Genomic DNA, 25,388 nt, shown 5'->3' with positions numbered 1-25,388 from the left:
AAAAAAAGAAATTTCCGGGGAAATTTCTTTTCTTAAAAATACTACTTAGAAATAACTTTATAGCTTTCTACAAGTCTTATAAACTCAGATCTGTAGCCTTCCATATCATTTACTTTTCCCTGTCTGGCAAGGTCTTCAATATCAGAAAGATCTTTTTTTAGGATCAGATCAGATTTTCTGGTAACCAAACCGAACCATGCAACGGATGATGCAAATTTAAAATCAGGACTTGCTGAAGATATCTTCCCGGAAGAGTTTCCAATGATCTGGCTGATCTCTTTACTGGTATTTTCGTCAGGCTTTTTATACCTGAATTTAACTGTCGCGAGTTCACTTCCAAAATCTCCGGAAGATTCTGTACGTGTATATTTCAAACTACTGCCTTCAGGAATAAATTCTGATTGGGTACCTGCCGGAATAATCTCATACAAAGCCGTTACTGTATGACCGCTTCCCAGTTCTCCGGCATCAATTTTATCATTGCTGAAATCTTCATTTCTCAATTTCCTGTTTTCATATCCTATCAAGCGGTAAGAACTTACGTATTTAGGATTAAATTCAATCTGAATCTTGACATCTTTTGCTATCGCATACATGCTTCCTGCAAATTCTTTACCCAGAAATTTATTAGCTTCCCGAAGATTATCAATGTAAGCGTAATTCCCATTTCCTTTATCTGCAAGTGTTTCAAGCATATTATCTTTATAATTCCCCATACCAAAACCTAAACAGGTAAGAAAAACACCAGATTTTCTTTTTTCCTCAATAAGGGTCTGTACATTGGAAGTAGAAGAAGCACCGACATTAAAATCTCCATCTGTTGCAATAACCACACGATTGTTGCCGTTTTTGATAAAATTTTCCTGAGCCAGTTTATAAGCAAGCTCAATACCTGCTCCACCTGCCGTACTTCCTCCCGCCTGAAGATTATCCAGGGCAAGAATTATTTTGTCCTTTTCATTAGCCGAAGTTGGTGGCAAAACCATCCCTGCGCTTCCCGCATACACAACAATGCCAACTTTATCCTGTGGTCTGAGCTGATCCAGCAACACTTTGAAAGATGATTTCAGGAGGGGAAGTTTATCCGGTGAGTCCATAGATCCGGAAACATCGATCAGGAATACCAGATTAGATGCTGGGAGATTGTCCATGGGCACCTTCTTTCCCTGAAGTCCAATTTTTAAAAGTTTATGACCAGGATTCCAGGGCGCATCACTATATTCTGTATTGATTGAGAATGGCTCATTATTTTTAGGTTGAGGATAGGTGTATTTAAAATAATTAATCATTTCCTCAATCCTTACTGCATTTTTATCTATGATCTGCCCATTATTGATCATTCTCCTGATATTGGAATAGGCAGCGTTATCTACATCAATTGAAAAAGTTGACTGGGGTTGATTTTTTGTCAGTTCAAAAGGATTTTCTACAAATGCATCATACCCTTCATCATCGGAAACTTGATTTTGTTTATATTGATTGATGGTTTGCTGCATCTTTTCCATTCTTCTTTTTTCCCTTCTCGAAAGTCTTGCGGTCTTCACTACAATCACTCCATTCGCGCCCTGGCTTCCATACAAAGCAGATGCTGCCGCTCCTTTTACCACTTCTACACTTTCAATCTTTTGGGGATTTAATGCTCTGAAGTAAACTTCCTTCACAACTTTACCGTTGACAACAAATAATGGTTCATTTGTACTTTTTAAAGTGGATAAGCCTCTTATGGCAATTTGACTATTATTTAAATAGCCATTATTCGCTGTATTGACTGTATTTTTAATTTTATCACCCTTTCTACGCATAATTCCAGATGACTGTACCTGAATGCCTGCTACGCTTCCCTGAAGTGCCTGCCCAGTATTATTTGATGCGATATAATTTAATGGTGCACTACTCACAATCGTACTTGATGAAGTTGTTGTTGATATTGTTTTTTTGTAAGTCAAAGGTGCATAAAGAACTACTTCTTCAATATTTTGTGTTTTATTAATATCTTTCTTTTTAATGAAATATTCATCTGTTGAGTAATCCCCACTTCTTGAAGCAAAGATCTCGTTATTTCTGTTAACAACTGTAGCTTTTCCTACCTTATCTGGAATTTGAATGTTCTCATAGGCTAAAGCAGGCGGTTCCTGTGGTGACTTTGAAACTTCAATTTCTTTTTCAATATTAGATTTAACCGTGCTGTCTATGGTTTGGATCTGGTTTCTCTGAAGATGATCTTTTGGCTTTTCTGCAATAACAGGATTCCCGGGAGCTGTTGTTTCTTTTTTATCTAAAAAATAAAGTACTCCCAATCCAAGGATCAGACTTGCCGCAATCCCATAAGGAAACCACACCGGCAGTATTCTCTTTTTCTCTTCTTTTTGATCTAATTTTTCTTCAACTTTTCCCCAGACTTTTTCAAAGCCCGGAAAAACAGCCGGCTCTTCTGAAAGCTTAGAAGCTTCATTGAATCTTTTATCTATGTCTTGATTATTTTCCATTGCTCTAAAATTTAAATGTTCTGATTCACCAAAAGTTCCTGTAGTTTTTTCCTTGCAAAATTGAGCTGCGATTTGGAGGTTCCTTCACTTATTGAAAGCATAGAGGCAATTTCTTTATGAGGATAGCCTTCAATCGCAAATAGATTGAATATCGCCCTGCAACCTTCGGGAAGAAAGTTGAGGAGACTCAGAATATCTTTCTCAAACGAAATGCTTTCGGATAAGGTTCCTGATGTTTCTACAAAATCATCGTCCATGGAAACGAACTGCGCTTTCGTGGCTCTGAGTTTCTGAAGGCATTCATTGACGGCAATTTTTTTAGCCCACCCTTCAAAAGTATCCAGATTCTGGAGTTGGTTGATCTTTGTGAATATTTTGTAAAAAGTATCGGCCAATACTTCTTCAATATCTTCATCATTTTTCAGATAGCGTCTGCAGACTGAGTACAGCTTGCCGGCCATTTTCTCGTAAACCTTCCGCTGCGCACTGCGGTTGCTACGTTGGCATTCTATTAGTAATTCTCTTTCCATAGTCAGGCTTTATACTGTTATAGATGCATAAACTTCAGGATGGGTTGGAAACATTTTATTTTTTTTAAAGAAAAATCAAAATAATGGATCAACTGATCAATAAATAAACCTATTAATTTTCAGGCAGTTCTCCGTTTTATTCAACTTTTTTCCGTTTCAAATTTAACTTTTCCCTTTGTAACAAATCTTTACTATGAACGACTATTCGTATAAATAATCTTTTTATAGTAATGAAAAATACCAAAATTGCCTCATTACTTTTTGTTTTGTCTGCAGGAAGTATGATGTTTGCCCAAGATGACTTGATCAACAAATTAAAAAACAATCAATCTCAAAATGCTAATTTTCAGTTCACAGCGTTAAAAGACGTAGGAGCTACTTCGGTAAAAAACCAGGGTTCATCGGGAACTTGCTGGAGCTACTCAGGAAATTCTTTCCTTGAATCTGAAATGCAGAGAATGGGTAAAAAAACTGTAGATCTTGCTGAAATTTTTACAGCAAGAAATTCTTACCACGATAAAGCGAAGTTATATGTACTGAACAGCGGAGCGATCAGCTGGGGTGACGGCGGCGAATTGCACGACGTTGTGAATATGTACAAAAAATACGGTGCGGTACCTCAGGATGTGTATACAGGACTGAAATCTGGACAGAGCCTTAACAACTTTAAGGAAATGCAGGGGAAATTAAAGCCCGTACTGGACAGCCTTGTACAGGCAGGTTCAAAAGGAAAACTTACGGATAACTGGATGGATTCAGTAGATTCTATTCTGGATGAATATCTTGGAAAAGTTCCGGCTAATTTTACCTATGAAGGAAAAAATTATACTCCAAAAACATTCGCGAAGGAAGTAGTGGGAATTAATCCTGAAGATTATATCGAAATCTCTTCGTACAAAGATTATCCATACTATCAGAAATTTGTAGTTCCAATTCCTGATAACTGGAGTCATGATTCTGACTGGAATGTCCCTATGAAGGATTTGACAGCCATTATTGATAATGCTGTAACCAAAGGATATTCTGTGGGATGGGCAACAGACGTTTCTGAGCCTTATTTCTCTTATAAGAACGGAGTAGCCTATGTTCCGGATATGGATCTTAACCAGATCACTGCTGAAAACAAGCAGACTTTATTCACAGAGCCTAAGAAAGATAAAACCATCACTGAAGATATGCGTCAGAAAGCGCTTAACAACCTTTCTACAACGGATGATCACGGGATGCACATCGTAGGACTGGCAAAAGACCAAACGGGTAAAGAATATTATATGGTTAAAAACTCATGGGGTGTAACCAATGATTTCGAAGGGTATCTGTATGTAACAAGACCTTATGTTGAGTATAAATCAACGGCTATTCTTGTTCACAAAAATGCAGTTCCAAAAAGCATTCTTAAGCAATTGAAACCGACTAAAAACATTGGCTTATAATCAAAAATCACTATTACCATCACTACGGTAATTTTAGATATTTAAATCTGTTAAAACCGCGCTCCAAAAATTTTGGAGCGCGGTTGTTTTTATTACTTTTGACATTTTTCACCCATAATATTTCGCTATTTAGTGAAAATACTATACTTTTAATCAACAACAAATTATAACATATGAAAAATTTAAAAAAATTAGCAAAAGCAGATTTAAAGAAATTGAATGGCGGAAACGCACCGGATTGTCCTGCGGGAACAACACCATGTCATCACCGTCGTAAAGATGGTTTTCCAAGCTACTGGACTTGCGAATCCAATGGTACGGTATGTCAGGACTAAAAAACAGATCCACTTCATTTTTAGGAGTGTATTTGTCTTTTAATTTGTAGATCACCGAAAATATTAACCCAAAGATTATTACGCATGAAAAATTTAAAGAAATTAATAAGAGCCGATTTAAAGAAACTGAATGGTGGAAATGCACCGCAATGTCCGGAAGGAACAACAGCCTGCTATATCCCGCCTAAAAACGGCTTCCCTTCCCGTTGGAGATGTATTTTGAATACTTTGGAATGTCCGGATTAAAAACCAATAAAACCCGCTTCAGGAAAATTCCTGAAGCGGGTTTCTTTAAAAAAATAATTAGGTAGAAAATTAAATATAAATAAGTGAACTGTCAATTCATTTACAATGCCGGTTATCCGGCATCAAAGTGCATCTGCAATTCATAATGGTCTTTTAATAAAGTACGGCTAAACTTTCAGCTGAAAAGTTTAAAAGCTCATCGGTATTCCCTTCTTTTACTTTTTTTACCCATTCAGGGTCTTGTAACAGGGCTCTTCCTACCGCAACAAGATCGAAATCTCCTCTTTCCAGTCTTCTGATCAATTCAGATAAGTCTGCTTTTTCAGTTCCCTGTCCTGCAAATGCAGCCATGAAATCACCTTCAAGACCTACAGAACCTACCGTAATAGTCGGTTGTCCGGTAATTTTCTTTGCCCATCCTGCAAAATTCAGATCAGAGCCTTCAAATTCCGGTTCCCAGAAACGACGTTGTGAACAGTGGAAAATATCAACTCCTGCTTCTTTTAAAGGTAACAACCACTCTTCCATTTCGGAAGGTGTAGCCGCTAATCTGGATTTATAATCCTGTTGCTTCCACTGAGAAAGACGGATAATAATGGTGAAATCCTCACCAACGGCAGCTCTGATCGCTTTTACGATATCAACAGCAAATCTGCTTCTTTCTTTCAATGTTTTCCCTCCATACTCATCGGTTCTGGTATTGGTGATTTCCCAGAAAAACTGGTCGATCAGGTATCCATGGGCTCCGTGAATTTCAACAACATCAAAACCTAAGTCTTTTGCTGATTTCGCAGAAGCTGCAAACTGAGCAATGGTATCCTGAATATCCTCCAGAGTCATGGTAGAAGCTTTCTCCATTTCAACTAATGGATAGTCTTCAGAACTTCTGGTATCCCCAACGTGCCAGATCTGAGGTCCCATTTTCCCGCCATTTTCATGAACGGCATCGATTACATTTTTCCAGCCGTTTAATGCTTCTGTTCCATAAAAGTCAGGAATGTTTTGAATGTTTTTTGAAGCGGGTCTGTTGATCACTGTTCCTTCGGAAAGGATCAAACCTACTTCTGAAGCCGCTCTTCTTGCGTAATAATCTACGATTTGCTGAGTGGGTACTCCGTTATCAGATTGAGCTCTCGTCATCGGAGCCATCACCACTCTATTTTTAAGTTGAAGATTTTTATAACTAAATGGACTAAATAATGCGTCTATACTCATTTTGCAATTATTTTATATTTAACATTTTTAAATTGTTACACAAAGTAACTAATAATAGTTCGTATTTGTATCTTATAAAGAAAAAAAGTGGTAACTTCGCAGTAACTTACATTAGTAACTTAAAAGTAACGCATGGTAAAGAATGAATTGATGAAATACAGCTGCCCTTTAGGGAAGGCAATGTCTGCCCTGGGAAGCAAATGGAAACCGATCATTGTATTGGTGATCAAAGACCGTAAACTTCGTTTCGGAGAGCTTGCCGTACGAATTAATGTGATCTCCAGAAAAGTACTGACCGATCAGTTAAGAGAAATGCAAACCGACGGACTGATCATCAGAGAAGAGTTTAAAGAACTTCCTCCAAGAGTTGAATATTCGTTGACAGAAAAAGGATTGGCTTTGCTGCCGATTTTGTATTTGCTGGAAGAATGGGAGGCGAAGTTTGCTACGGAAGATTATGGCTCTGAAAAAAGCTGTGGTTTGCTGGATAAGAAAGTGACAAAGGATGTCAAAGTCTGATTATTCTTTATTTCAGTTATTTTAGAATTAACATATTGGCAAAAGGAGTAATTTTTTGATTAGAAATTATTCGCAAATCTGCACTGGAAATGGCTTTCTTCCATTGCTTCTGACTCAGAAAATGAAATGCTCCGATATTAAAGAAAACAAAATTGGTTGTATCTCTAAATTGCTCCGAAACAATTATTACCCCATCATTTTTCAATATTCTTTTCGCTTCTTTAAAAAACAGAACTCTCTGTTCATGATCTAAAATTTCATGCAGTGATGTCAGTGCAAGAATGACATCCTGGGATTTATCCTCAAAAGGTAATTTCTCCGGAGAAATTTTTATTTCTTTTGGGTTAGGTGGAAATATTTGTTTTGAAGTTTCAATTCCTTTTTCATGTTCGTGTCTGTTTCCATAAATATCACAAACTGTTAAATTTAAGTTTGGATATTTTTCTTCTAATCTTTTGGACAAAGGATCAAAACTGGCATGAACCAGAATTGCACTTTTCGTCTTTCCAAAATCTACAGTTCCTTTTAAGCTTTTTAGTTCATATAGATCAGAATTATCATAAAGAATATAAGACGCAACAAGTGAAGCCATAATATTTAAAATAATAAGAGCTCCTAAAATTCTCAATGCTAAAACAAACATACCTGAGTTGATATAAAATGATAATCCGAAAAGAAGAGCTGAAACAATTAGTCCCAATAGTATTTTTTGATAATTGAAGAGAATGACAAGTTTGGTGATTTTCATGTTTATTGATTTTTCATATTTAGCTTATGATCCAAATTTATAAATTTTACAATGAAAAAACCGCTTCCCAAAGAAAGCGGTTTCAAATTTATCTAAAAGCCCCAATTAAAATATCGCTGGATATTTCTGAGGATTTGTTTCATTGAACATCGCGTAGATTTTTTCAACCATATCATCTGAAGATGGCTTGCTGAAGTAATCTCCGTCACTTGCATACGCAGGTCTGTGGTCGTTGGCAGCGATCGTTAACGGATCTGAATCCAGATATCTGAATGCTTTCTGCTTCTCAAGGATCTGTTGTAAAATGAACGCTGAAGTTCCACCTTCCACATCTTCGTCGATTACTACCAATCTGTTGGTTCTCTTCACGCTTTCAGCAATTTCATTCGTTAGATCGAAAGGAATTAAAGACTGAACATCTATAACTTCTGCAGAAATTCCTAATTTTTCCAATTCATCGGCTGCATCCATTACGACTCTCCAGGTTGAACCGTACGTTACCAAGGTAACATCTTTCCCTTCTTTAGTGACTTCAATCTGACCAACAGGAACAGTGAACTCCCCTAAGTTATCCGGTTGTTTTTCTTTTAATCTGTATCCGTTCAGACATTCAACAATCACAGCTGGATCATCACTCTGAAGCATCGTATTATAAAATCCGGCCGCTTTCGTTAAGTTTCTTGGGACCAATACCAGAATTCCTTTTGAAAGATTCAGAATCCCCGCCATTGGAGAACCTGAATGCCAAACTCCTTCCAGTCTGTGCCCTCTTGTTCTGATGATCACGGGAGCTTTCTGACCGCCTTTGGTTCTGTACTGAACCGTCGCCAGATCATCACTCATTCCCTGTAAACAGTATAAAATATAATCCAGGTACTGGATTTCAGCGATTGGTCTCAAACCTCTCATGGCCATCCCGATCCCTTGACCAAGAATGGTCGCTTCACGGATTCCGGTATCTGCTACACGTACTTCGCCATATTTTTCCTGCATTCCTTCCAATCCCTGGTTAACGTCACCGATATTTCCGGCATCCTCACCAAAGACTAAAGTTTCAGGATATTTTTCAAAAATTTTATCAAAGTTATTTCTTACCACTACTCTTCCGTCAACATCTTCAGAACTGTCAGAATAAACTGGTTTTACTTCCTTCACATTTTCAGCTTTCCACTGAGACTGAGAATATAAGTGAGAAGAATAGTTGTCTTTTTCTATTTCAAAAACTTCATTGTACTTCTGCATCAACTGCGTTCTTTCCGCAGAAGAGGTTCCTCTTGTTGCCAGTAAAGCTTTTCTTGTTAAATGGAAAATGTCTTTTTTAGCTTTAGAAACCAATTTATTGAACTGGCCAATATAGCCTTCAATTTCAGAATTCTGTCCTTTCAGGTTCTCCACCAATGGAAGAACAGACTTAATTAAATCTGTAATCGTCTTCTGATAGTTTTCCCAGGCATTTTTCTGACCTGCTTTTACTATTTTCTTTGCTTCATCATCTATGGCATCCAATTCTTCAACAGAAGCGATGATTTCTTCTTTTCCTTCAATCTCGATGGAATAATTTAAAACCCATTCTCTGAATTTCACCAATCCGTCAAATTGAGATTCCCATGAAAGGCGCTCTTCATTTTTATATCTTTCGTGAGATCCGGAAGTTGAGTGACCTTGTGGCTGAGTGACCTCAATCACATGAACCACTACAGGAACACTTTCTACTCTTGCAAACTGCTCTGCTCTTGCATAAGCGTCCAATAATGCAGGATAATCCCAGGCTTTTACCTGAATAATCTCGCATCCCTGGTTTTCCCCTTCTTTTCTTTGGAAACCGCTTAACATTTCTGCAATGTCAGCCTTTGCTCTCTGATTTTTTGTAGGAACTGAAATTCCGTACCCGTCATCCCAGATAGAAACAATCATAGGAACCTGAAGCGCACAAGCAGCATTCAATGTTTCCCAGAAATGTCCTTCTGCAGTAGAAGCATCGCCAATGGTTCCGAAAGCAATCTCGTTTCCTTCGTTTGAGAACTTTTCAGAACCTTCAAATTTTACACTTTTATAAATTTTAGAAGCCTGAGCCAATCCTAACAGTCTTGGCATCTGACCTGCCGTAGGAGAAATATCTGAAGAGATATTTTTCTGTGCGGTAAGATCTTTCCAGCTTCCGTCTTCATTTAAACTTCTGGTCGCAAAGTGACCGTTCATTTGTCTCCCTGCGGATGCCGGTTCTCTTTCAACACTTGTATCTGCATAAAGCTGTGCGAAAAAGCTTTCAACCGTTAAAGCATCTACCGCTAATGCAAAAGTCTGATCCCTGTAATATCCTGAACGGAAATCTCCATTTCTGAAAACTTTCGCCATGGCCAGCTGAGGAAGCTCTTTACCATCCCCAAAAATTCCGAATTTAGCTTTTCCTGTAAGCACTTCTCTTCTTCCAAGATAAGACATCTCGCGCGATATCCTTCCTAACCTGTAATCTTCAAGTATCTGGTTTTTAAAATCCTGGAAAGAAATTTGCTGTGTTTCAATATAGGTTGTCTGCATAGCTAGATATAAAAGTTTTTTTATTCTTCAAGTATGGCGCTAATATACAATTTTTAAATTAATTTTAATTTTCAATAATCTTTTTTAAAAATTTGATAATAAAAAAATTGTGCTTTATATTGTAAAAAATTGTAAATGATGGAAAAAAAGTCACCTCACATCCTTAATGCCTCCAGCAATCTTTTAGGTTTTTCTTTAATTATCATCACTTCACTGAAAATTACTAAAATGAGTGAGCATACTCATTTGGATGAGTTTGCGGGTGTTGCGTGTATTCTTTTTGCGTGCAGCTGTTTTTTTTCTTTTCTGGCGATCAGGACCGAAAATGAAAAGCGGGAAACCAGATATGAGACTATTGCGGATTATTTATTTTTAATCGCTTTATTTTGCGTCGTCTTAGCGGTTATTATTGTAACCATAAAGGTATTGTAGTGCAATTTTTTATGTATTAATGCTTGTCTTGGTTAAAATGAAAAACAAATCTCTATCATAAAACAACTTGCCAACTTGGCATCATTCAGGATAAAATGTAAACTTATTTAAATGAAAAGGATGACTGCTTCCGGCCATCATCCCTATTCTATTTCTTTTAAAATTTTCTTTCAATCACGTAATCCAGCATACTGTTCAAAGATTTTTTTGCTTCAGAATCCGGAAATTCGTTGAGAATATCTTTCGCTTTCTGTTGGAAATCTTTCATGACCTTAATGGCGTAATCCATGCCTCCGGAGTTCTTGACAAAGTCTATAAGCTCTTTCACGCGTTTGGGATCGTTATTGTAGCGTTTGATCGTATTGAAAAAATATTTACGATCTTTTTCTGCGGCTGTTTTTAAAGTATGAATCAGGGGAAGCGTCATTTTCTGCTCCTTAATATCGATTCCTACCGGTTTTCCGATAACATTTGAGCTTAAATAGTCAAATAGGTCATCCTTAATCTGAAAAGCCATTCCGGTGTAGGTTCCGAAGTCCATCATTTTTTTGGCAAGTACTTCATCTGCATTGTTGGACAGGACCCCTATTTCACAACATGCAGCAATTAAAGTCGCTGTTTTCTGACGAATAATCTCATAGTATACCTCTTCAGTGATATCCAGCTTTCTGGCTTTTTCAAGCTGCAAAAGCTCACCTTCGGACATTTCACGAATTGTCCTTGAAATGACAGCCAGCAGGTCGTAATCTTTATGATCAGTAGATAATAAAACTGATTTTGATAAAAGATAATCCCCTACCAAAACTGCAATTTTATTCTTCCACAACGCATTAATAGAGAAAAAATTACGTCTTTTAAAACTTTCATCTACCACATCATCATGAACCAGGGTTGCCGTATGAATCAGTTCGATCATTGAAGCTCCACGGTATGTTTTTTCGTTGACCTCCCCGATTAACTTTGCACAAAGAAATACAAACATAGGACGCATTTGTTTTCCTTTAGTAGTAACGATAAACCGGGTTACCTTATCTAATAAAGGGACTTTACTCTGCATAGACTCATAAAACTTCTGCTCGAAAAGTTTCATTTCCTCGTTGATCGGTTGTTTGATTTCTTCTACGATGTTTGCCAAAATCTGTGGATGATTGGTATATAATTATTAATTATCACAAAGATAATTTTTTTCACGCAATTTTAAGATAAAATTAATCTTTGAGTTGTTCTTTGGGAATAAAATACAGGGAGGGCTGCGCCGTTCCCAATCTCGATTTGAACTTTTCCCCCGAAATATAGATTCCGGTTTCATTCACGGCAATCCCTTCGATCTGGCTTATTGCAAGGGCACTTCCTAAATAATAATGTTTCGGGGTCTCTTTAAAAAAAATTCCCGGTTCTGTTTCGGTAAAGATATTCAGAAAGACCTCTGTTTTCTTGGTATAGCCTACCAGATATAATTTTTTATCAAAATAGGCAGCATCAGTGACCACAAAATTGGTTTTGTAAGATTCTACTTTTTCAGCCTTCTGCTTTTCAGAGGTTGTGGGATCAATAATGTAATGCGAGGTTGATTTTGATTTCCATTCTTTAGTAAAAAGGTGCAACTTTCCGTTGAGATAGATCATTGCTTCAGCATCAAAATCATTATTGGTATATTGGGGAATGAATTCTGTCTGCTCAGGATAATAGAACGAAATTTTCGTAATTGAATCGTTCTTGGGTTCGTTGTTGTGAAAAGGAAGTTTATAAATTTCAAGATCTCTTCTCGTTCCTCCGTTATTTCCAAAGTCTCCGATATAGAAATTCTTTCCATCGTTAGTCAAGGCTTCCCAGTCTTTATTTTTTGCATTAATGGCCAATGTATTTTTGATGCTGCCCAAAGTTTCATCCAACTCAAAAAGTTCCGGAGCATTACCACTGTCATTGAAAGTGTACAGTTTTCCATTCAGAATACTTAACCCTGACGTTTCCTGAATTTTATCATCCAGGTAAGCAACCCTGAATTTTCTTATTTTCAGGAAATCGGTCTGCTGTGAAAATGAGAATTGAAAAATGATTAGAGCAGCAAGAAAGAAAAGTTTTTTCATGAAGCAAAAATAAGGGTTTAGGGGGAATGAGGAAAAGATTGGAGATATTTTGTTTTTTTGGAACCACCCCGTCAAAAATTCTTTGAATTTTCGCCACCCCTCCACAGGATGGGAATTGTCAATCATTCAATGGTCATTATCATGAAAATATTTTTCACCGGAGATTGCAAAGATTTTACCAATATTTCAATGTAAAAAGCTTTTATCTTTTGTGGTTCAATAAAAAACAGAATGATAAATACATCAGATCAGGCAGATTTCATTTTTTGCTTTTGCTCCTGTCTTTTGTCCTGTTTCTTTAAATAGTCTTTCTGGTATTGCCTTACTGTTTTACCGGTTCCATCATGCCTCCATCCCGGAGAATTAAAAATATAGTTAATCCTGTCTGAAATTTTCAGTCCCGGCTGTCTGATATCTTTCCAGATTTTTCTCCATTCATAAAGAAGAACAGTATCTGGTTTGTTGTCCGGCATTTTTGGATATATTCCATACTTGATAGGCACATTGGGGTCTTCTTTTTCGAAGGTCCCGAAAATTTTGTCCCAGATAATCAGACACATCCCCATGTTTCTGTCCAGATATTTAATATTGCAGGCGTGGTGCACTCTGTGATGCGATGGGGTTACCAGAATATATTCTAAAACACCCATACTTTTCACGGTCTGTGTATGCACCCAGGTTCCATACACCTGCCCAATGGCATAAACAACCATGATATGCCATGGATTAAAGCCTAAGAAGGCCAGTGGAGAAAAGTAAAGATATCTGTAAAGAGGCTGCAGTACAGGACTTCTGAAACCCGTAGTCAGGTTGAAATATTCTGAATTGTGATGGGTAATATGAACTGCCCAGAATGCTCTGGAATGATGATCTACATAATGCAGTACATAATAAGCAAAGTCTGTAATGATAAAGCAGATCAGCCAATACCAGACGGTAAAATCCCAGGTGAAAAGCTGATGATTGTAAAAGAAAAACATGACTCCCATGGCAAAAGCCTTCATGACAAGATCCAGTCCGAAGTTCATCAATGCAAGGTAGATGCTCGTTGCCACATCCTTTCCATTATACAGCTTAGCCTCAGAAATATGGCTGTAGATCATTTCTGCTAAAATTACGGTAGCATGAAGCGGAATTGACCATGCATAGACATTTTCAAGCCCATCTTCGCCTGTAAAGAAATCCAACATCCCTTATTAGTTTATGTAAAGGTAGGATTTTAGGAAATTTTTAAGAAAAGTTTTTAATCTTTTAAGGAAATTTTAATCCGTTGTTTTGTTGGCAAGCTGTCCACAGGCTGCATCGATGTCGCCACCGCGGCTTTTTCTGATCATCACTGTGATTCCTGCATTTTCCAGTTGGCGTACATAGTTGTCTTCTGCCTGTTTATTACACTGGTCATATTTTCCGTCACCAATAGGATTATACTGGATCAGATTCACTTTGGAGGGTACCTGTCTGCAATATCTGATAAGTGCTTTGATGTCTTCATCTCCGTCATTGATTCCTTTCCATACACAGTATTCAAAGGTAATAACAGAACCTGTTTTCTGATACCAGTACTGAAGCGCATCCATGATATCGGTTAGTGGAAATTTATCAGAGAAAGGCATGATTTCATTACGCTTGACCTCTATAGCAGAGTGAAGGGAAAGTGCCAGTTTTACGCGAAGCTCATCATCTGCAAGCATTTTGATCATCTTCGGAATTCCGGATGTAGAAACGGTAATTCTTCTTGGAGACATGCCCAAACCTTCAGGCTGGGTAATTTTTTTGATGGCCTCTACAACGTTTTTATAATTCATCATTGGCTCTCCCATTCCCATAAAAACGATATTGGAAAGCGGTCTGTTAAAGTACATTTTGCTTTGGCTGTCGATCAGGGCAACCTGGTCTACGATTTCAGCGACTTCAAGGTTTCTCATTCTTTTCAGCCTTGCCGTTGCACAAAATTCGCAATTCAGTGAACATCCTACCTGTGAGGAAACACAAGCTGTAGTTCTTGTTTCCGTAGGAATAAGAACAGATTCCACCAGCAGTCCGTCGTGAAGCTTCACCCCGTTTTTGATGGTTCCGTCTGAACTTCTCTGCAGTTGGTCTACAGAAACCGGATTGATGGTATACTCTTCGGAAATTCTTTCACGAAGCGTTTTCGAAAGATTCGTCATTTCATCAATCGAATGGAGATTTTTACTCCATAACCAGTCGTAAACCTGTTTCGCACGAAACGGTTTTTCCCCTAAAGTCAAAAAATAGTCTTTAAGCTGGTCTAGTGATAAAACTCGGATATCTTTCATTATTGTAAAAAGTGTGATGTATGATGTACAATGTACAAAGTAATAATCTTATGTATTATCTTAAGTTTTAAACCCCTAAAAAACACATTATACTTTGTACATTATACATTAATACATAATTTATAGGATTAACATTGCGTCACCGTAAGAATAGAATTTATACTTTTCTTTTACGGCTTCTTCATAAGCATGCATAATAAAATCTTTTCCTGCAAACGCAGCAATCATCATCAATAATGTTGATTTCGGTGTGTGGAAATTGGTGATCATTGAATTCGCTACCCCAAAATCGTGAGGCGGGTAAATGAATTTGTTCGTCCAACCGTTGAATGCAGAGATTTTTTTGTTTGAAGAAACAGAAGTTTCCAATGCTCTCATCGTTGTAGTCCCTACTGCACAAACTCTTCTGTGAGCATCTACCGCTTTATTGATGATGTCAGCATTTTTCTCATCGATGATGATTTCTTCAGACTCCATTTTGTGCTTGGAAAGATCTTCCACCTCAATAGGGTTGAAAGTTCCTAAACCTACGTGAAGTGTCACCTCAGCAAAATCGATTCCTTTGATCTCTAATTTCTTCATCAGATGCTTAGAGAAGTGAAGACCTGCTGTAGGTGCAGCCACCGCTCCTTCAATTTTTGCATAGATCGTCTGATATCTTTCTGCATCTTCCGGCTCTACTGCTCTTTTGATATATTTTGGAAGTGGAGTTTCTCCCAATTCCTTCAGTTTTGTTCTGAATTCGTCATAAGATCCATCGAAAAGGAATCTTAAAGTTCTTCCTCTAGAAGTGGTATTGTCAATCACTTCTGCTACTAAAGATTCATCTTCAGTAAAGAACAGTTTGTTACCAATTCTGATCTTTCTTGCAGGATCTACAAGAACGTCCCATACTCTGGTTTCTTTGTCAAGTTCTCTTAAAAGGAAAACTTCAATTTTAGCGCCTGTTTTTTCTTTATTTCCATAAAGACGTGCAGGGAAAACTTTAGTATTGTTGAAAATGAAAAGATCTTTCTCATCGAAATAATCTACAACATCTTTAAACAACTTATGTTCAATAGTTTGAGTTTTTCTATTAAGAACCATTAGTTTGGCTTCATCTCTGTGTTCAGATGGGTGTTCTGCCAATAATTCTTCAGGAAGATCAAAATTAAAATCTGATGTTTTCATTTTTTTAAATTACGGTTTAAAAATTATTCAAATTACAAGTGTAATTTTCGGTGTGCAAATATACGACATTGAATACCCCTTTGTCAAGTAATATTTAAAATCAAATATAAAACCGTGATTCTACGGTGATTCATGAAGGAAAAAAAGGTTATTTTTGGAAATATTTAAAACTTTTAACCTTTATGAGCAAATATTCATTAGAAGCTTTTGTCAACGAGACTAAAGAAAATCCACAGCAAAGAGACTATTTTGAGCTTGAAACGCCCCACCTTTTAGAAATCAACCTAAATAATCAGGCGGTATGGACCAAAAGAGGAAGCATGGTAGGCTATGTGGGAGGCATCAATTTCGAAAGACAGGGAATGCTGGCCGGAGGTATTGGTAATCTTTTAAAGAAAGCGATCAGTGGTGAAGGAACAAAACTGATGAAAGCAGAAGGGAACGGTAAGTTGTATGTCGCAGATTCTGGTAAGAAAGTCCGTATCCTTTATTTGAATAATGAATCCGTATGTGTCAATGGAAATGATGTTCTGGCCCATGAGCAAAGTGTAAAAAGCGATATTACCATGCTTAAAAGTGTGGCTGGTATGATGGCTGGTGGTCTTTTTCAGGTAAAGCTTTCCGGAACCGGACATATTGCCATAACTACCCACGGTGAACCCTTGACATTGATGGTTACTCCTGACAATCCTGTTTTCACAGATCCTAATGCTACGGTAGCATGGTCCGGAAACTTAAGTCCTGATCTGAAAACAAATGTTTCTTTCAAAAGCCTTATCGGAAGAGGAAGCGGCGAAGAATTTCAGATGAAGTTCTCAGGAAACGGATGGGTACTGATCCAACCTTATGAAGAAGTATATTTCACGGAGAAATAATATATTAAAAATTGATGATTCTAAAAGTGGCTGTTCCTTCAAACCGGGCAGCCGTTTTTAGTTTTCAACAACACCATTCTCATCCCGAACCCAGACTCTACTTAACCCGAATCTCGCAACTTGTAACCCGCAACTTATAACCCGCATCCCACAACTTTTTAATATATTTAGAAAAAAATTTTGATGGACAACACCTCTTCACGCAGAACCTTCATTAAGACTGCAGCCCTGGCTAGCTTTGGCGCTTTGGTTTTACCCAATTCTTTATTTGCCTACTCCAATGATTTTAAAACAGATAAAAAAGTCCGTGTCGGATTTATCGGCGTGGGACTTCGCGGACAGGAACATGTAAAACTGCTGGCGAAACGCGATGACGTGGAGATTGTGGCTTTTGCTGATCCGGATAAAAGAATGCTTGCCGCATCTCAGAAAATACTGAAAGACCATCATAAATCTGCCGCCCAGGAATTTTCAAACGGCGAATATGATTACCGGAATCTTTTGAAATTAAAAACGATCGACGCTGTAGTGATTGCCACTCCGTGGGAATGGCATCTTCCGCAGGGTACAGAAGCCATGCGCGCCAGAAAAATTGTAGGGATGGAGGTGTCCGGAGCTATAAAGCTTCAGGACTGCTGGGAATTTGTGAAAGTCTATGAGGAAACTAAGGTGCCTATTTTCATGATGGAAAATGTATGTTACCGCAGGGATATCATGGCCATTATGAATATGGTTCGAAAAGGAATGTTTGGAGAATTGGTTCATGGAAGAGGCGGCTACCAGCATGATTTGAGAGGCGTTCTTTTCAATGATGGAGTGACTCCTTACAATTCGGGTGCTGAATTTGGTGAAAAAGGGTTCAGTGAAGCGCATTGGAGAACGGAGCATTATGTAAAACGCAACGGAGAGCTTTATCCTACACATGGATTGGGTCCTGTGGCAGTGATGATGGATATCAACCGAGGAAACCGTCTGACCAGACTTTCGTCATTCTCTTCAAAGTCTGTGGGACTCCATAAATACATTGTGGAACATCCAAAAGGCGGAGAAAATCATCCTAATGCCAAAGCAAAATTCAATCAGGGAGATATCGTGACCACACAAATTGCCTGCGCGAATGGCGAGACGATTCTTTTAACCCATGACACCAGCTTACAGAGACCTTATGATCTGGGATTCAGAGTTCAGGGAACAGAAGGTTTGTGGCAGGATTTCGGATGGGGAGATTTCGATCAGGGACATCTTTATTTTGAAAAAACAATGAATCACAGCCACCGATGGGAAAATACGGAAAAATGGATGAAGGAATTTGACCATCCTATCTGGAAAAAATTCGAAAGTACGGCTGCAGGTGCAGGCCATGGAGGAATGGACTTTTTTGTAATGAATACTTTTATAGAATGTATCAAGCGAAATATAGAATTCCCGATGGATGTGTATGATCTTGCTTTATGGTATTCAATCACCCCGTTGAGCGAAGAGTCCATTGCTAAAGGAGGTCAGGCGGTAGATATTCCTGATTTTACCAACGGAAAATGGAAAACCCGTCAACCTGTATTTGGAATGACCGATGACTTCTAGAAAAGCATTACTCATCCTGGCCGGAGGTTTAGGAAGCCGCTACAAGGGTTTGAAACAGGTCGATGGAATTCTTGAAAATGGTTCTCCTATCCTTGAATATTCCATTTATGATGCGCTGGAAGCAGGTTTTAGTATAGTGGTCATTATTGTGAACAGGCTGATTCCTCAAAGTTATATTGATAGATTAAATACAATATCCAAAGTCAAAAACTTTGAACTTCACTGGATCTGCCAGGAAAAAGAAAGTTTTCTTCCTAAAGGTTTTAACTTAACAAAAAGAGAAAAGCCCTGGGGAACCGGCCATGCTGTTCTTTGTGCAAAAAATGCGGTACAGGAAACTTTTGTGATGATCAACGCTGATGATTTTTATGGTAAAGAAGCCTATCAGCTGGCTTCTGAAGAAATTGATTTTCACATCTCAGGATCACAGTTTGGAATGGCAGCCTATCCCGTAGGGTCTACTTTGAGTGGAAACGGATCTGTAGCAAGAGGAATATGTACCTTAGATGAGGAGGATAATCTGGTAAAAATAGAGGAGCAGACTTCGATCCGCAGAAATGGAGATTCAATTGTGTATACTGAGAATGGAAATGATATTGAACTCACATCCGATGCGCTGGTCTCTATGAATTTTTTCATTTTTCATCCGGATATTTTTAATGCTCTTGACATGTATTTTAATGATTTTATACAATCAGATCCTGAGCCATCGCAAGAGTTTTACATCCCCTCTGCCGTACAGAGAATGATTGATGAGAAAAAAGCGAAAGTACGGGTGAAGGCTTCTCCTTCGCAATGGATGGGAGTTACCTATGCCGATGATAAAAGCAGTATTAAAGATTTTCTGAGATCAGAAATCGAAAAAAACAGATATCCAGAAGATTTATGGAATTAAAACAGATTGTTACCGGATTTACCGGAACTGAAAATTGTACCATCACTCCTATTACAAACGGACTGATCAACACAACGTATTTGGTGGAAGATCATGATTCTGACGAAAAATGGATCCTTCAAAAGATCAATACTCAGGTTTTTCCCTTTCCTGAAATCATCAGCCAAAATCATCTCCTGATCAACGGGATGCTGGAAGAGGGAAATTATCCGCTGGAAATCGTCAAACCAAAAGCAAGTTTATCAGGACATTTCATTCTGAATGATGACAACGGAGGATCATGGAGAGTGCTCAGTTTTCTTGAAGATACCCGAACCTTTTTTAAAATTCCGGATCTAAAAACAGCCTATGAATCGGCAAAAGCAGTGGGATGTTTTTTAAATACAATAAATCCTGAACACCTTCCTGACCTTAAAGTTCCGATTCCTGATTTTATTAATTTTGAAAAAAGGATGCAGGATTACCAAACGTCGTTACAAAATGCAAGCGAAGATCTGTTAGAAAATGCTGCTCCGGAAATCGAAATGATGAATGAGCTGCTGTCTCTTCCTCAAAAATGGATCGAAATGGAAAGGGATCATCTTCTTCCCAAAAGAATTATCCATGGTGATCCTAATGTGAGAAATATTCTTTTTGATTCAACATCAAAACCTCTGGCGGTTATTGATCTGGACACGGTAACCGTTTCCACCATCCTGTATGACTTTGGTGATATGGCAAGATCATATACCAATACTTTGGATGAGGATCTCAAAACTGCTGAAAACAACTTCAATCCGCATATGTACAGAACCGTAAAAGATGGATTTTTACTGTATTTAAAGAAAAAACTGAGTTTTGATGAACTTGAAAACCTGGATTATGCTGCACAAACTGTGATCTATATTCAGGCGATCCGTTTTCTGACTGATTATTTGAACGGAAGCACGTACTACTCTACTAAGTATGCTGAACACAATCTTGACAGAACGAGAAATCAGTTGCAGCTGCTGAAAGGTTTGAGAAAATACCTGCGTGTTGATTAGATTTTATCCCACGGATCTCGAAGAAAGTCGGAGATCTTTTCGTTGGTGCAATTTTAACTTTAAATCTTAGGTTAAAACAAACTACTCTGTTGAAATTCTAAAATTCTTTCAGGAGATTGCTTCGCCCTGCTCGCAATGACTGAGGAAAGTTTTCGGAGCGGGAAGCTTTGCTTCCCGCTCCGAAAACTACATTTAAGCTGTCAAAAATCTCTGATTTTCTAATGACTTAAACTTATAATTTTTAAGGTAATAAACTTTTCAAATTTAATGAAGTTAAAAAAGTTTAAGCTAAGAACTCAAGGATTTTCCTCCACTCTTGCAATTTACTATCAAAAGACACGGTATGAAGTGGGCTCGTAGAAGGAAGCTGAATAATAGGTAACTTATAATTTTTGCCTAAAAGTTTCTGCAGATTTTTATACGATTTACCTCCGTTGCAGAAAATTGCTTTGATATGGGCATGTTCTTCCAAAAGTTCATCAATCCGGTTGGCTTCTTCATTTTTAATCTCAGAATCGAGGCTTCCTTTTCTTTCGCAGGAATCGATAACATCCCAGACTGCGAGGTGATGTTTCTTTAGGATTTTTTTTCTCTTGTTATAATCTTCAGTAAATTCTTCGTTGAACAGGTGAAAAATAATGGTCCAGAATTTATTTTGCGGATGACCGTAGTATTGCTGCTTTTCCAGTGACTTGACACCAGGAATTGAACCTAAAATTAAGATTTCAGACTGATCATCAATAAGCGGTGGAAAAGAGGAAATTCTGTTTTGCATATTCAAATATATAAAATCTGGTTAAAGGCGTTTCATTATCCCATAAAAAAAACGGGCCAAAGCCCGTTTCTATTGATATTTTCAGGAATAATTAAAAGCCATTCGATTCACTTTCAGTTATTCGTTTTTCATTATAAAGTTTCCTTCAGCCAGTCGAAGAATTCTCTCTGCCATACCAATCCGTTTTGCGGATGAAGTACCCAGTGATTTTCATTAGGGAAATAAACCAATTTAGATTTCAATCCTCTTAATTGAGCTGCCTGGAAAGCTTCCTGTCCCTGCTCGTAAGGTACACGGAAATCAATTCCTCCCTGGAAGATCATAATCGGCTTGTTCCATTTTTCAACAAAATTGCTTGGGTTGAATTCTGTATAGGCTTTTGGAAGTGGTTTTTCCCAAGGAGAACCAAGGTCCCAGTTGGCAAACCAAAGTTCTTCTGTAGTAAGATACCAGGATTTCATATCGAATAATCCATCGTGTGCGATGAATGTTTTGAATCTGTTTTCATGGATTCCGGCCAGCATAAATACGCTGTATCCTCCGTAGCTTGCTCCTACTGCTGCTACTCTTTCACCATCTACATATGGTAATGTTTTCGCGTAATCTGTTGCTGCCAGATAATCTCTCATCGGCTGTCCGCCCCAGTCTTTAGAAATTTCTTCATTCCATTGTGTTCCCCAGCCCGGCATTCCTCTTCTGTTTGGTGCTACTACGATGTATCCGTTGGCAGCCATGAGTGCGAAGTTCCATCTTGTACTGAAGAATTGCGTCAGTGCAGACTGCGGACCTCCCTGGCAATAAACCAGTGTAGGGTATTTTTTATTCGGATCAAAATTCGGTGGGTAGTGGAACCATACACCCATTTCTTTTCCATCTGTTGTTTTTACCATCTTCAGTTCAGATTTCCCCTGTGCCAGTTTAGCATACGCTTCTTTATTGGCTTCGGTCACCTGCTTCATTTCACCGTTTTTCACGTTCACAGAGAATAATTCCGTGGCATGATTAACGTCTGTTCTTCCTACTAAAAGTGAAGTTTTATTATCAGTAAAGATTTCGTTAACGTCAAAATCACCTTTAGTGATCTGCTGTACTTTTGCGGCTTTAGGATCCAGAGAGAACAACTGTTTTGTTCCTTTGAATGCAGCTGTAAAATAGATTATTTTGGAATCACCGCTCCAGAATACATCTCCGGAAACGCTTTCATCCCAACCCGCAGTAAGATTGCTCGTTTTTCCAGACTTCCAGTCCATGATTTTCACATCATTTTTGTCTGCTTCATATCCGTCTCTCGCCATACTCTGCCAGATCAGAGATTTTCCGTCCGGGCTGAATTTTGGATTTACATCATATCCTTTATTGGATTCTGTAATATTTTTCGTAATTCCTGAAGCAAGGTCGTAAGCAAAAATGTCTGTATTGGTACTTGTAGAATATTCTTTACCGCTTTTAGGTTTTGTAACGTATAAAAGCTGTGAAGAATCCGGGCTCCAGATAAAATCTTCAGCTCCCCCGAAAGGTCTCTGAGGAGAATCCCATGTTTTCCCTTCTAAAAGATCTTTTGCAGATTCTGCTTTATCTGTGGTATTGACAACAAATACATGGTTGTATTTCCCTTCATTGAAATAATCCCAGTGTCTGTGGTTTAAGTCTGTATATACCTGAGCTGTCGTTTTAGGGGTGTCGCTGTATTTGTCTTTCCCCATCAGCTTTTCTACCAGAACCTGTTTGCTGAATGCAATTTTTTTACCGTCCGGAGAAATCACAATATTATCGACTTCACCAATGGTATAAAATTCCGACCAGGTTTTTCCATTATCTTTTGACAGATAAATCTTGTCTCCTTCCTGTGCATAAATTCCGTTTTTATCCCACTGGATAAGGTTTTTTTTACCGAAATCTATTTTGGAAGACTGGCTATTGAGAACATTGAGAAAGTAGTTTTCATTTTTTGTTTTTTCTGTTTTCAGATCTACCTGTCCTATTTTATAAATCAGGGAAGCCTGATCCGGCGAAACGGCCTGCACTCCTACTTTTTTCAAAGTCCAAAGAATTTCAGGCGTCATGAGTTGTTGTGCATTCATTAAAAGCGGAGCTGCCAGAGCCAGCAGACTGTACTTAAGTTTCATATGTTGGTATTGATTTTTTAACGGATATGTGAAACCGGCATGATTTCACACATTCCTTTTATTTAATTCAAAGAAGGCCAAAGTTAATATTTAAAATAAAAATGAGCGAAAGAATTAACATTTAAGTTTTGATTTATTCTGCATTCACCATAAATATTTTTGAAAATGACACTCATCATTATAAAACATTTTTACCTAACACCTATTTTCAGCTTAGATCTATTCTTTAATATAGCGTAAGCAACAAAAAAGTCTGCCGTAAGAACAGCAGACTTTAGGATATGGATTTATATCGGATGAATTAATCTCCATCTGAAAACATGGAATTGGCCAGTGAAGTCACAAAGGACAGCAACACACTAAAGATCAGTGCCCACCAGAAGCCGTCTACGACCATACTGTCTATAAAATAATCTGCAATCAGAATGATCAGAGCATTGATCACCAGGGCAAATAATCCCAATGTAATAATCGTTAATGGTAATCCAAAAAGTCCCAGAATAGGTTTTACAAAAATATTTAATACCCCCAGTACGATGGCAAATATAATTGCCGAAGAAAATCCTTCGAAATTTACCCCCGGTAGTACCTTGGTCAAAAGATACGCAACGATGGCTGTAATGAACAGCCTGATAATTAAGTTCATATTATATTTTTTAATGTTTATGGTCTTTATTGAGCAAAACCTGTTCCATTTGCATTGAAAAAACACAGTGAGACTCTTTGTTTACGTAATATTTTAATTTGGGTGTCCTTTACTTTATCCTCATCATAGTCACCAGTGAAGTAGCCACATGACTTTCGGATCCGGTATTTTCATCAAGAACATAAATTTCAGTTCTTACGACAATGATCTTTGCTCCGCCTTTGATAACGTAAGACCGCGATATCAGGGCATCTCCCAATGCGGGACGAAGATAATTGACCTTCAGTTCAACGGTGACCACATAACAATCGTCTTTGTAGTGACTTACCGAGGCATATCCTGAGGAAACATCCACCAGGGAAGCGATCATCGCCCCATTGAACATTCCGGCTTTCCGGGTCATCATTTCCATTTTAGGAATTTTAATGGAGACGAAATCGGTGTCTACTTCCAGTAATTCTGCATTGTAGAATTTCAATGTTTCTGAGCGGTCAAAGCTGTCCGTGATGAGTTTCTTTTTTTCTGGAGTCATGAATATCTATTTAATCTGAATGTAAACACAAAGTTCACCAATGTTTTTCAGAAAACCCAGAAAATTGAAAACAAGTTTACTTCTTAATGCTGAAATTCTAAATAGTTCAACAAGCTTTTACCACAAAAGATGCAAAAGCTTTTTAACACTTAAGCTAAATCGATAACGCACAAGAAGTACACTTAAGTTTTCCCAAAAATCTAAGATTTTTATTTATCATGATAAAAAAATCGGTGTCATCTGAGAAATCTTCGGGAGATTAAAAAATATACATTAGGTACAAAAGTTTTTTAAGCACTTAAGTTTTTTTGAAAATCATAATTTTAATGATGACTACTGTTGAATAATGAGTATTCCTCTCATCCGGAGGGATGGTGAAAATTCAAAGAATTTTTGACGGGGCGGTTTATAGAACGGTTACAAAAAGTATTAGCTTTGCTACAAACAGTCATCCGTATGAACACCACAAAGATATTCACCGTTTTAAGCCTCCTGATCTGCTGTCTTTTTCAGGCTCAGACCTTACACCTGTATGGCGGTTCCAATCAGGATCAATATCTGGGATGTTTAAACTGTGATACTTTTGATAAAAATTCAGTTTGGAATACGTATGGGGATTATGGAAATGTTTACAGTTCAAAATCCATCTGGAACAGTTACGGAAACTATGGAAGTTCATACAGTACGTATTCTCCGTGGAACAGTTATGCTTCGTATCCTCCGGCTATTGTTGATCAGGACGGTAATTTTTTTGGTTATCTGACTTTAAACACTTATAAATCTGAAAGATCGGAACTTGAATTGGCTCAGGTCTTATGTAAATATTATGATGATATAAAAAAAGATATCGGAGGATGGTATGGTAAGTTGTTTAGGTGAGGGAGCTCGGCTTTGTGA

The 25,388-nt window shown here is 37.8% G+C and carries 24 protein-coding genes; 10 read left to right on the top strand and 14 right to left on the bottom strand.

Annotation, left to right across the window (positions count from 1 at the left end):
* Window positions 1-41 precede the first annotated feature (41 nt).
* Window positions 42-2,486, bottom strand: coding sequence for a vWA domain-containing protein (locus BUC06_RS14620; protein WP_073334753.1), 2,445 nt, complete (start codon window positions 2,484-2,486; stop codon window positions 42-44).
* Window positions 2,487-2,497: 11 nt separating this feature from the next.
* Window positions 2,498-3,016: an RNA polymerase sigma factor gene (locus tag BUC06_RS14615; protein WP_073334752.1), complete on the bottom strand. Its 519-nt coding sequence runs from the start codon at window positions 3,014-3,016 to the stop codon at window positions 2,498-2,500.
* A 230-nt stretch (window positions 3,017-3,246) separates the two neighbouring features.
* Here BUC06_RS14615 and BUC06_RS14610 point away from each other — a divergent pair, with 230 nt between their 5' ends.
* The 3 genes from BUC06_RS14610 to BUC06_RS23865 all read left to right on the top strand — a co-directional run bounded on the left by BUC06_RS14610 (window position 3,247) and on the right by BUC06_RS23865 (window position 5,030).
* Window positions 3,247-4,449 carry a C1 family peptidase gene (locus BUC06_RS14610; protein ID WP_073334751.1) on the top strand — a complete coding sequence of 401 codons (1,203 nt, stop codon included), beginning with the start codon at window positions 3,247-3,249 and terminating at the stop codon, window positions 4,447-4,449.
* A gap of 173 nt (window positions 4,450-4,622) precedes the next feature.
* On the top strand, window positions 4,623-4,784 hold the full coding sequence (locus BUC06_RS23870; protein ID WP_165789159.1) for a bacteriocin-like protein: 162 nt from the start codon (window positions 4,623-4,625) through the stop codon (window positions 4,782-4,784).
* Between the two features lie 84 nt (window positions 4,785-4,868).
* Complete coding sequence (locus tag BUC06_RS23865; protein ID WP_164466145.1) at window positions 4,869-5,030, top strand: bacteriocin-like protein; 162 nt, start codon at window positions 4,869-4,871, stop codon at window positions 5,028-5,030.
* A 153-nt stretch (window positions 5,031-5,183) separates the two neighbouring features.
* Here the strand turns inward: BUC06_RS23865 and BUC06_RS14605 are convergent, their stop codons facing one another.
* The gene (locus tag BUC06_RS14605) at window positions 5,184-6,245 is read right to left on the bottom strand and encodes an NADH:flavin oxidoreductase (RefSeq protein WP_073334750.1); all 1,062 of its coding nucleotides are present in this window, start codon (window positions 6,243-6,245) and stop codon (window positions 5,184-5,186) included.
* A 132-nt stretch (window positions 6,246-6,377) separates the two neighbouring features.
* On the opposite strand from BUC06_RS14605, the gene BUC06_RS14600 reads away from it, so the two are divergent.
* Window positions 6,378-6,764: a winged helix-turn-helix transcriptional regulator gene (locus tag BUC06_RS14600; RefSeq protein ID WP_073334749.1), complete on the top strand. Its 387-nt coding sequence runs from the start codon at window positions 6,378-6,380 to the stop codon at window positions 6,762-6,764.
* A gap of 16 nt (window positions 6,765-6,780) precedes the next feature.
* Here BUC06_RS14600 and BUC06_RS14595 read toward each other — a convergent pair whose 3' ends face one another.
* Entirely contained in the window at window positions 6,781-7,512 is a 732-nt protein-coding gene (locus BUC06_RS14595; RefSeq protein WP_073334748.1) for a methyltransferase domain-containing protein, read from the bottom strand.
* 105 nt (window positions 7,513-7,617) lie between these two features.
* Window positions 7,618-10,050, bottom strand: a complete 2,433-nt coding sequence (locus BUC06_RS14590; RefSeq protein WP_073334747.1) for an alpha-ketoacid dehydrogenase subunit alpha/beta — start codon at window positions 10,048-10,050, stop codon at window positions 7,618-7,620.
* Window positions 10,051-10,185: 135 nt separating this feature from the next.
* Here BUC06_RS14590 and BUC06_RS14585 point away from each other — a divergent pair, with 135 nt between their 5' ends.
* Window positions 10,186-10,482: a hypothetical protein gene (locus BUC06_RS14585; protein WP_228423759.1), complete on the top strand. Its 297-nt coding sequence runs from the start codon at window positions 10,186-10,188 to the stop codon at window positions 10,480-10,482.
* Between the two features lie 157 nt (window positions 10,483-10,639).
* Here BUC06_RS14585 and BUC06_RS14580 read toward each other — a convergent pair whose 3' ends face one another.
* From BUC06_RS14580 to queA, 5 genes are all read right to left on the bottom strand, one after another.
* Window positions 10,640-11,617: a polyprenyl synthetase family protein gene (locus tag BUC06_RS14580; protein WP_073334746.1), complete on the bottom strand. Its 978-nt coding sequence runs from the start codon at window positions 11,615-11,617 to the stop codon at window positions 10,640-10,642.
* A gap of 73 nt (window positions 11,618-11,690) precedes the next feature.
* The gene (locus BUC06_RS14575; RefSeq protein WP_073334745.1) at window positions 11,691-12,569 is read right to left on the bottom strand and encodes a hypothetical protein; all 879 of its coding nucleotides are present in this window, start codon (window positions 12,567-12,569) and stop codon (window positions 11,691-11,693) included.
* Between the two features lie 248 nt (window positions 12,570-12,817).
* Entirely contained in the window at window positions 12,818-13,759 is a 942-nt protein-coding gene (locus BUC06_RS14570; RefSeq protein WP_073334744.1) for a sterol desaturase family protein, read from the bottom strand.
* 72 nt (window positions 13,760-13,831) lie between these two features.
* A complete protein-coding gene (gene rlmN, locus BUC06_RS14565; RefSeq protein WP_073334743.1) occupies window positions 13,832-14,866 on the bottom strand; it encodes a dual-specificity RNA methyltransferase RlmN in 1,035 nt (344 codons plus the stop codon).
* 120 nt (window positions 14,867-14,986) lie between these two features.
* Entirely contained in the window at window positions 14,987-16,036 is a 1,050-nt protein-coding gene (gene queA, locus BUC06_RS14560) for a tRNA preQ1(34) S-adenosylmethionine ribosyltransferase-isomerase QueA (protein ID WP_073334742.1), read from the bottom strand.
* Window positions 16,037-16,218: 182 nt separating this feature from the next.
* Here queA and BUC06_RS14555 point away from each other — a divergent pair, with 182 nt between their 5' ends.
* From BUC06_RS14555 to BUC06_RS14540, 4 genes are all read left to right on the top strand, one after another.
* The gene (locus tag BUC06_RS14555; protein ID WP_073334783.1) at window positions 16,219-16,911 is read left to right on the top strand and encodes an AIM24 family protein; all 693 of its coding nucleotides are present in this window, start codon (window positions 16,219-16,221) and stop codon (window positions 16,909-16,911) included.
* A gap of 183 nt (window positions 16,912-17,094) precedes the next feature.
* Complete coding sequence (locus BUC06_RS14550; RefSeq protein WP_073334741.1) at window positions 17,095-18,492, top strand: Gfo/Idh/MocA family protein; 1,398 nt, start codon at window positions 17,095-17,097, stop codon at window positions 18,490-18,492.
* The gene (locus tag BUC06_RS14545; protein ID WP_073334740.1) at window positions 18,482-19,387 is read left to right on the top strand and encodes a sugar phosphate nucleotidyltransferase; all 906 of its coding nucleotides are present in this window, start codon (window positions 18,482-18,484) and stop codon (window positions 19,385-19,387) included. The genes BUC06_RS14550 and BUC06_RS14545 overlap by 11 nt, the downstream gene beginning before the upstream one ends.
* On the top strand, window positions 19,378-20,412 hold the full coding sequence (locus BUC06_RS14540; RefSeq protein ID WP_073334739.1) for a phosphotransferase enzyme family protein: 1,035 nt from the start codon (window positions 19,378-19,380) through the stop codon (window positions 20,410-20,412). The genes BUC06_RS14545 and BUC06_RS14540 overlap by 10 nt, the downstream gene beginning before the upstream one ends.
* Before the next feature lie 283 nt (window positions 20,413-20,695).
* Here BUC06_RS14540 and BUC06_RS14535 read toward each other — a convergent pair whose 3' ends face one another.
* The 4 genes from BUC06_RS14535 to BUC06_RS14520 form a co-directional block, all read right to left on the bottom strand.
* On the bottom strand, window positions 20,696-21,187 hold the full coding sequence (locus BUC06_RS14535; RefSeq protein ID WP_073334738.1) for a DNA-deoxyinosine glycosylase: 492 nt from the start codon (window positions 21,185-21,187) through the stop codon (window positions 20,696-20,698).
* A gap of 131 nt (window positions 21,188-21,318) precedes the next feature.
* A complete protein-coding gene (locus BUC06_RS14530) occupies window positions 21,319-23,313 on the bottom strand; it encodes a S9 family peptidase (RefSeq protein ID WP_073334737.1) in 1,995 nt (664 codons plus the stop codon).
* A gap of 301 nt (window positions 23,314-23,614) precedes the next feature.
* Window positions 23,615-23,959 carry a phage holin family protein gene (locus tag BUC06_RS14525; RefSeq protein ID WP_073334736.1) on the bottom strand — a complete coding sequence of 115 codons (345 nt, stop codon included), beginning with the start codon at window positions 23,957-23,959 and terminating at the stop codon, window positions 23,615-23,617.
* 109 nt (window positions 23,960-24,068) lie between these two features.
* Window positions 24,069-24,491 carry a PaaI family thioesterase gene (locus BUC06_RS14520; protein WP_073334735.1) on the bottom strand — a complete coding sequence of 141 codons (423 nt, stop codon included), beginning with the start codon at window positions 24,489-24,491 and terminating at the stop codon, window positions 24,069-24,071.
* A 456-nt stretch (window positions 24,492-24,947) separates the two neighbouring features.
* On the opposite strand from BUC06_RS14520, the gene BUC06_RS14515 reads away from it, so the two are divergent.
* Window positions 24,948-25,370: a hypothetical protein gene (locus BUC06_RS14515; protein WP_073334734.1), complete on the top strand. Its 423-nt coding sequence runs from the start codon at window positions 24,948-24,950 to the stop codon at window positions 25,368-25,370.
* The last annotated feature ends 18 nt before the right edge of the window (window positions 25,371-25,388 follow it).

Origin of the sequence: Chryseobacterium carnipullorum, assembly GCF_900142785.1 — a bacterium.
Lineage (GTDB): Bacteria > Bacteroidota > Bacteroidia > Flavobacteriales > Weeksellaceae > Chryseobacterium > Chryseobacterium carnipullorum.
This window is presented reverse-complemented; position numbering and strand designations above follow the sequence as displayed.

Bases quoted from the DNA above. Each gene is read 5' to 3' on its own strand.
- BUC06_RS14620 (WP_073334753.1), bottom strand. From the start codon at position 2,486: ATGGAAAATAATCAAGACATAGATAAAAGATTCAATGAAGCTTCTAAG.
- BUC06_RS14615 (WP_073334752.1), bottom strand. From the start codon at position 3,016: ATGGAAAGAGAATTACTAATAGAATGCCAACGTAGCAACCGCAGTGCG.
- BUC06_RS14610 (WP_073334751.1), top strand. From the start codon at position 3,247: ATGAAAAATACCAAAATTGCCTCATTACTTTTTGTTTTGTCTGCAGGA.
- BUC06_RS23870 (WP_165789159.1), top strand. From the start codon at position 4,623: ATGAAAAATTTAAAAAAATTAGCAAAAGCAGATTTAAAGAAATTGAAT.
- BUC06_RS23865 (WP_164466145.1), top strand. From the start codon at position 4,869: ATGAAAAATTTAAAGAAATTAATAAGAGCCGATTTAAAGAAACTGAAT.
- BUC06_RS14605 (WP_073334750.1), bottom strand. From the start codon at position 6,245: ATGAGTATAGACGCATTATTTAGTCCATTTAGTTATAAAAATCTTCAA.
- BUC06_RS14600 (WP_073334749.1), top strand. From the start codon at position 6,378: ATGGTAAAGAATGAATTGATGAAATACAGCTGCCCTTTAGGGAAGGCA.
- BUC06_RS14595 (WP_073334748.1), bottom strand. From the start codon at position 7,512: ATGAAAATCACCAAACTTGTCATTCTCTTCAATTATCAAAAAATACTA.
- BUC06_RS14590 (WP_073334747.1), bottom strand. From the start codon at position 10,050: ATGCAGACAACCTATATTGAAACACAGCAAATTTCTTTCCAGGATTTT.
- BUC06_RS14585 (WP_228423759.1), top strand. From the start codon at position 10,186: ATGATGGAAAAAAAGTCACCTCACATCCTTAATGCCTCCAGCAATCTT.
- BUC06_RS14575 (WP_073334745.1), bottom strand. From the start codon at position 12,569: ATGAAAAAACTTTTCTTTCTTGCTGCTCTAATCATTTTTCAATTCTCA.
- BUC06_RS14570 (WP_073334744.1), bottom strand. From the start codon at position 13,759: ATGTTGGATTTCTTTACAGGCGAAGATGGGCTTGAAAATGTCTATGCA.
- rlmN (WP_073334743.1), bottom strand. From the start codon at position 14,866: ATGAAAGATATCCGAGTTTTATCACTAGACCAGCTTAAAGACTATTTT.
- queA (WP_073334742.1), bottom strand. From the start codon at position 16,036: ATGAAAACATCAGATTTTAATTTTGATCTTCCTGAAGAATTATTGGCA.
- BUC06_RS14555 (WP_073334783.1), top strand. From the start codon at position 16,219: ATGAGCAAATATTCATTAGAAGCTTTTGTCAACGAGACTAAAGAAAAT.
- BUC06_RS14550 (WP_073334741.1), top strand. From the start codon at position 17,095: ATGGACAACACCTCTTCACGCAGAACCTTCATTAAGACTGCAGCCCTG.
- BUC06_RS14545 (WP_073334740.1), top strand. From the start codon at position 18,482: ATGACTTCTAGAAAAGCATTACTCATCCTGGCCGGAGGTTTAGGAAGC.
- BUC06_RS14540 (WP_073334739.1), top strand. From the start codon at position 19,378: ATGGAATTAAAACAGATTGTTACCGGATTTACCGGAACTGAAAATTGT.
- BUC06_RS14535 (WP_073334738.1), bottom strand. From the start codon at position 21,187: ATGCAAAACAGAATTTCCTCTTTTCCACCGCTTATTGATGATCAGTCT.
- BUC06_RS14530 (WP_073334737.1), bottom strand. From the start codon at position 23,313: ATGAAACTTAAGTACAGTCTGCTGGCTCTGGCAGCTCCGCTTTTAATG.
- BUC06_RS14525 (WP_073334736.1), bottom strand. From the start codon at position 23,959: ATGAACTTAATTATCAGGCTGTTCATTACAGCCATCGTTGCGTATCTT.
- BUC06_RS14520 (WP_073334735.1), bottom strand. From the start codon at position 24,491: ATGACTCCAGAAAAAAAGAAACTCATCACGGACAGCTTTGACCGCTCA.
- BUC06_RS14515 (WP_073334734.1), top strand. From the start codon at position 24,948: ATGAACACCACAAAGATATTCACCGTTTTAAGCCTCCTGATCTGCTGT.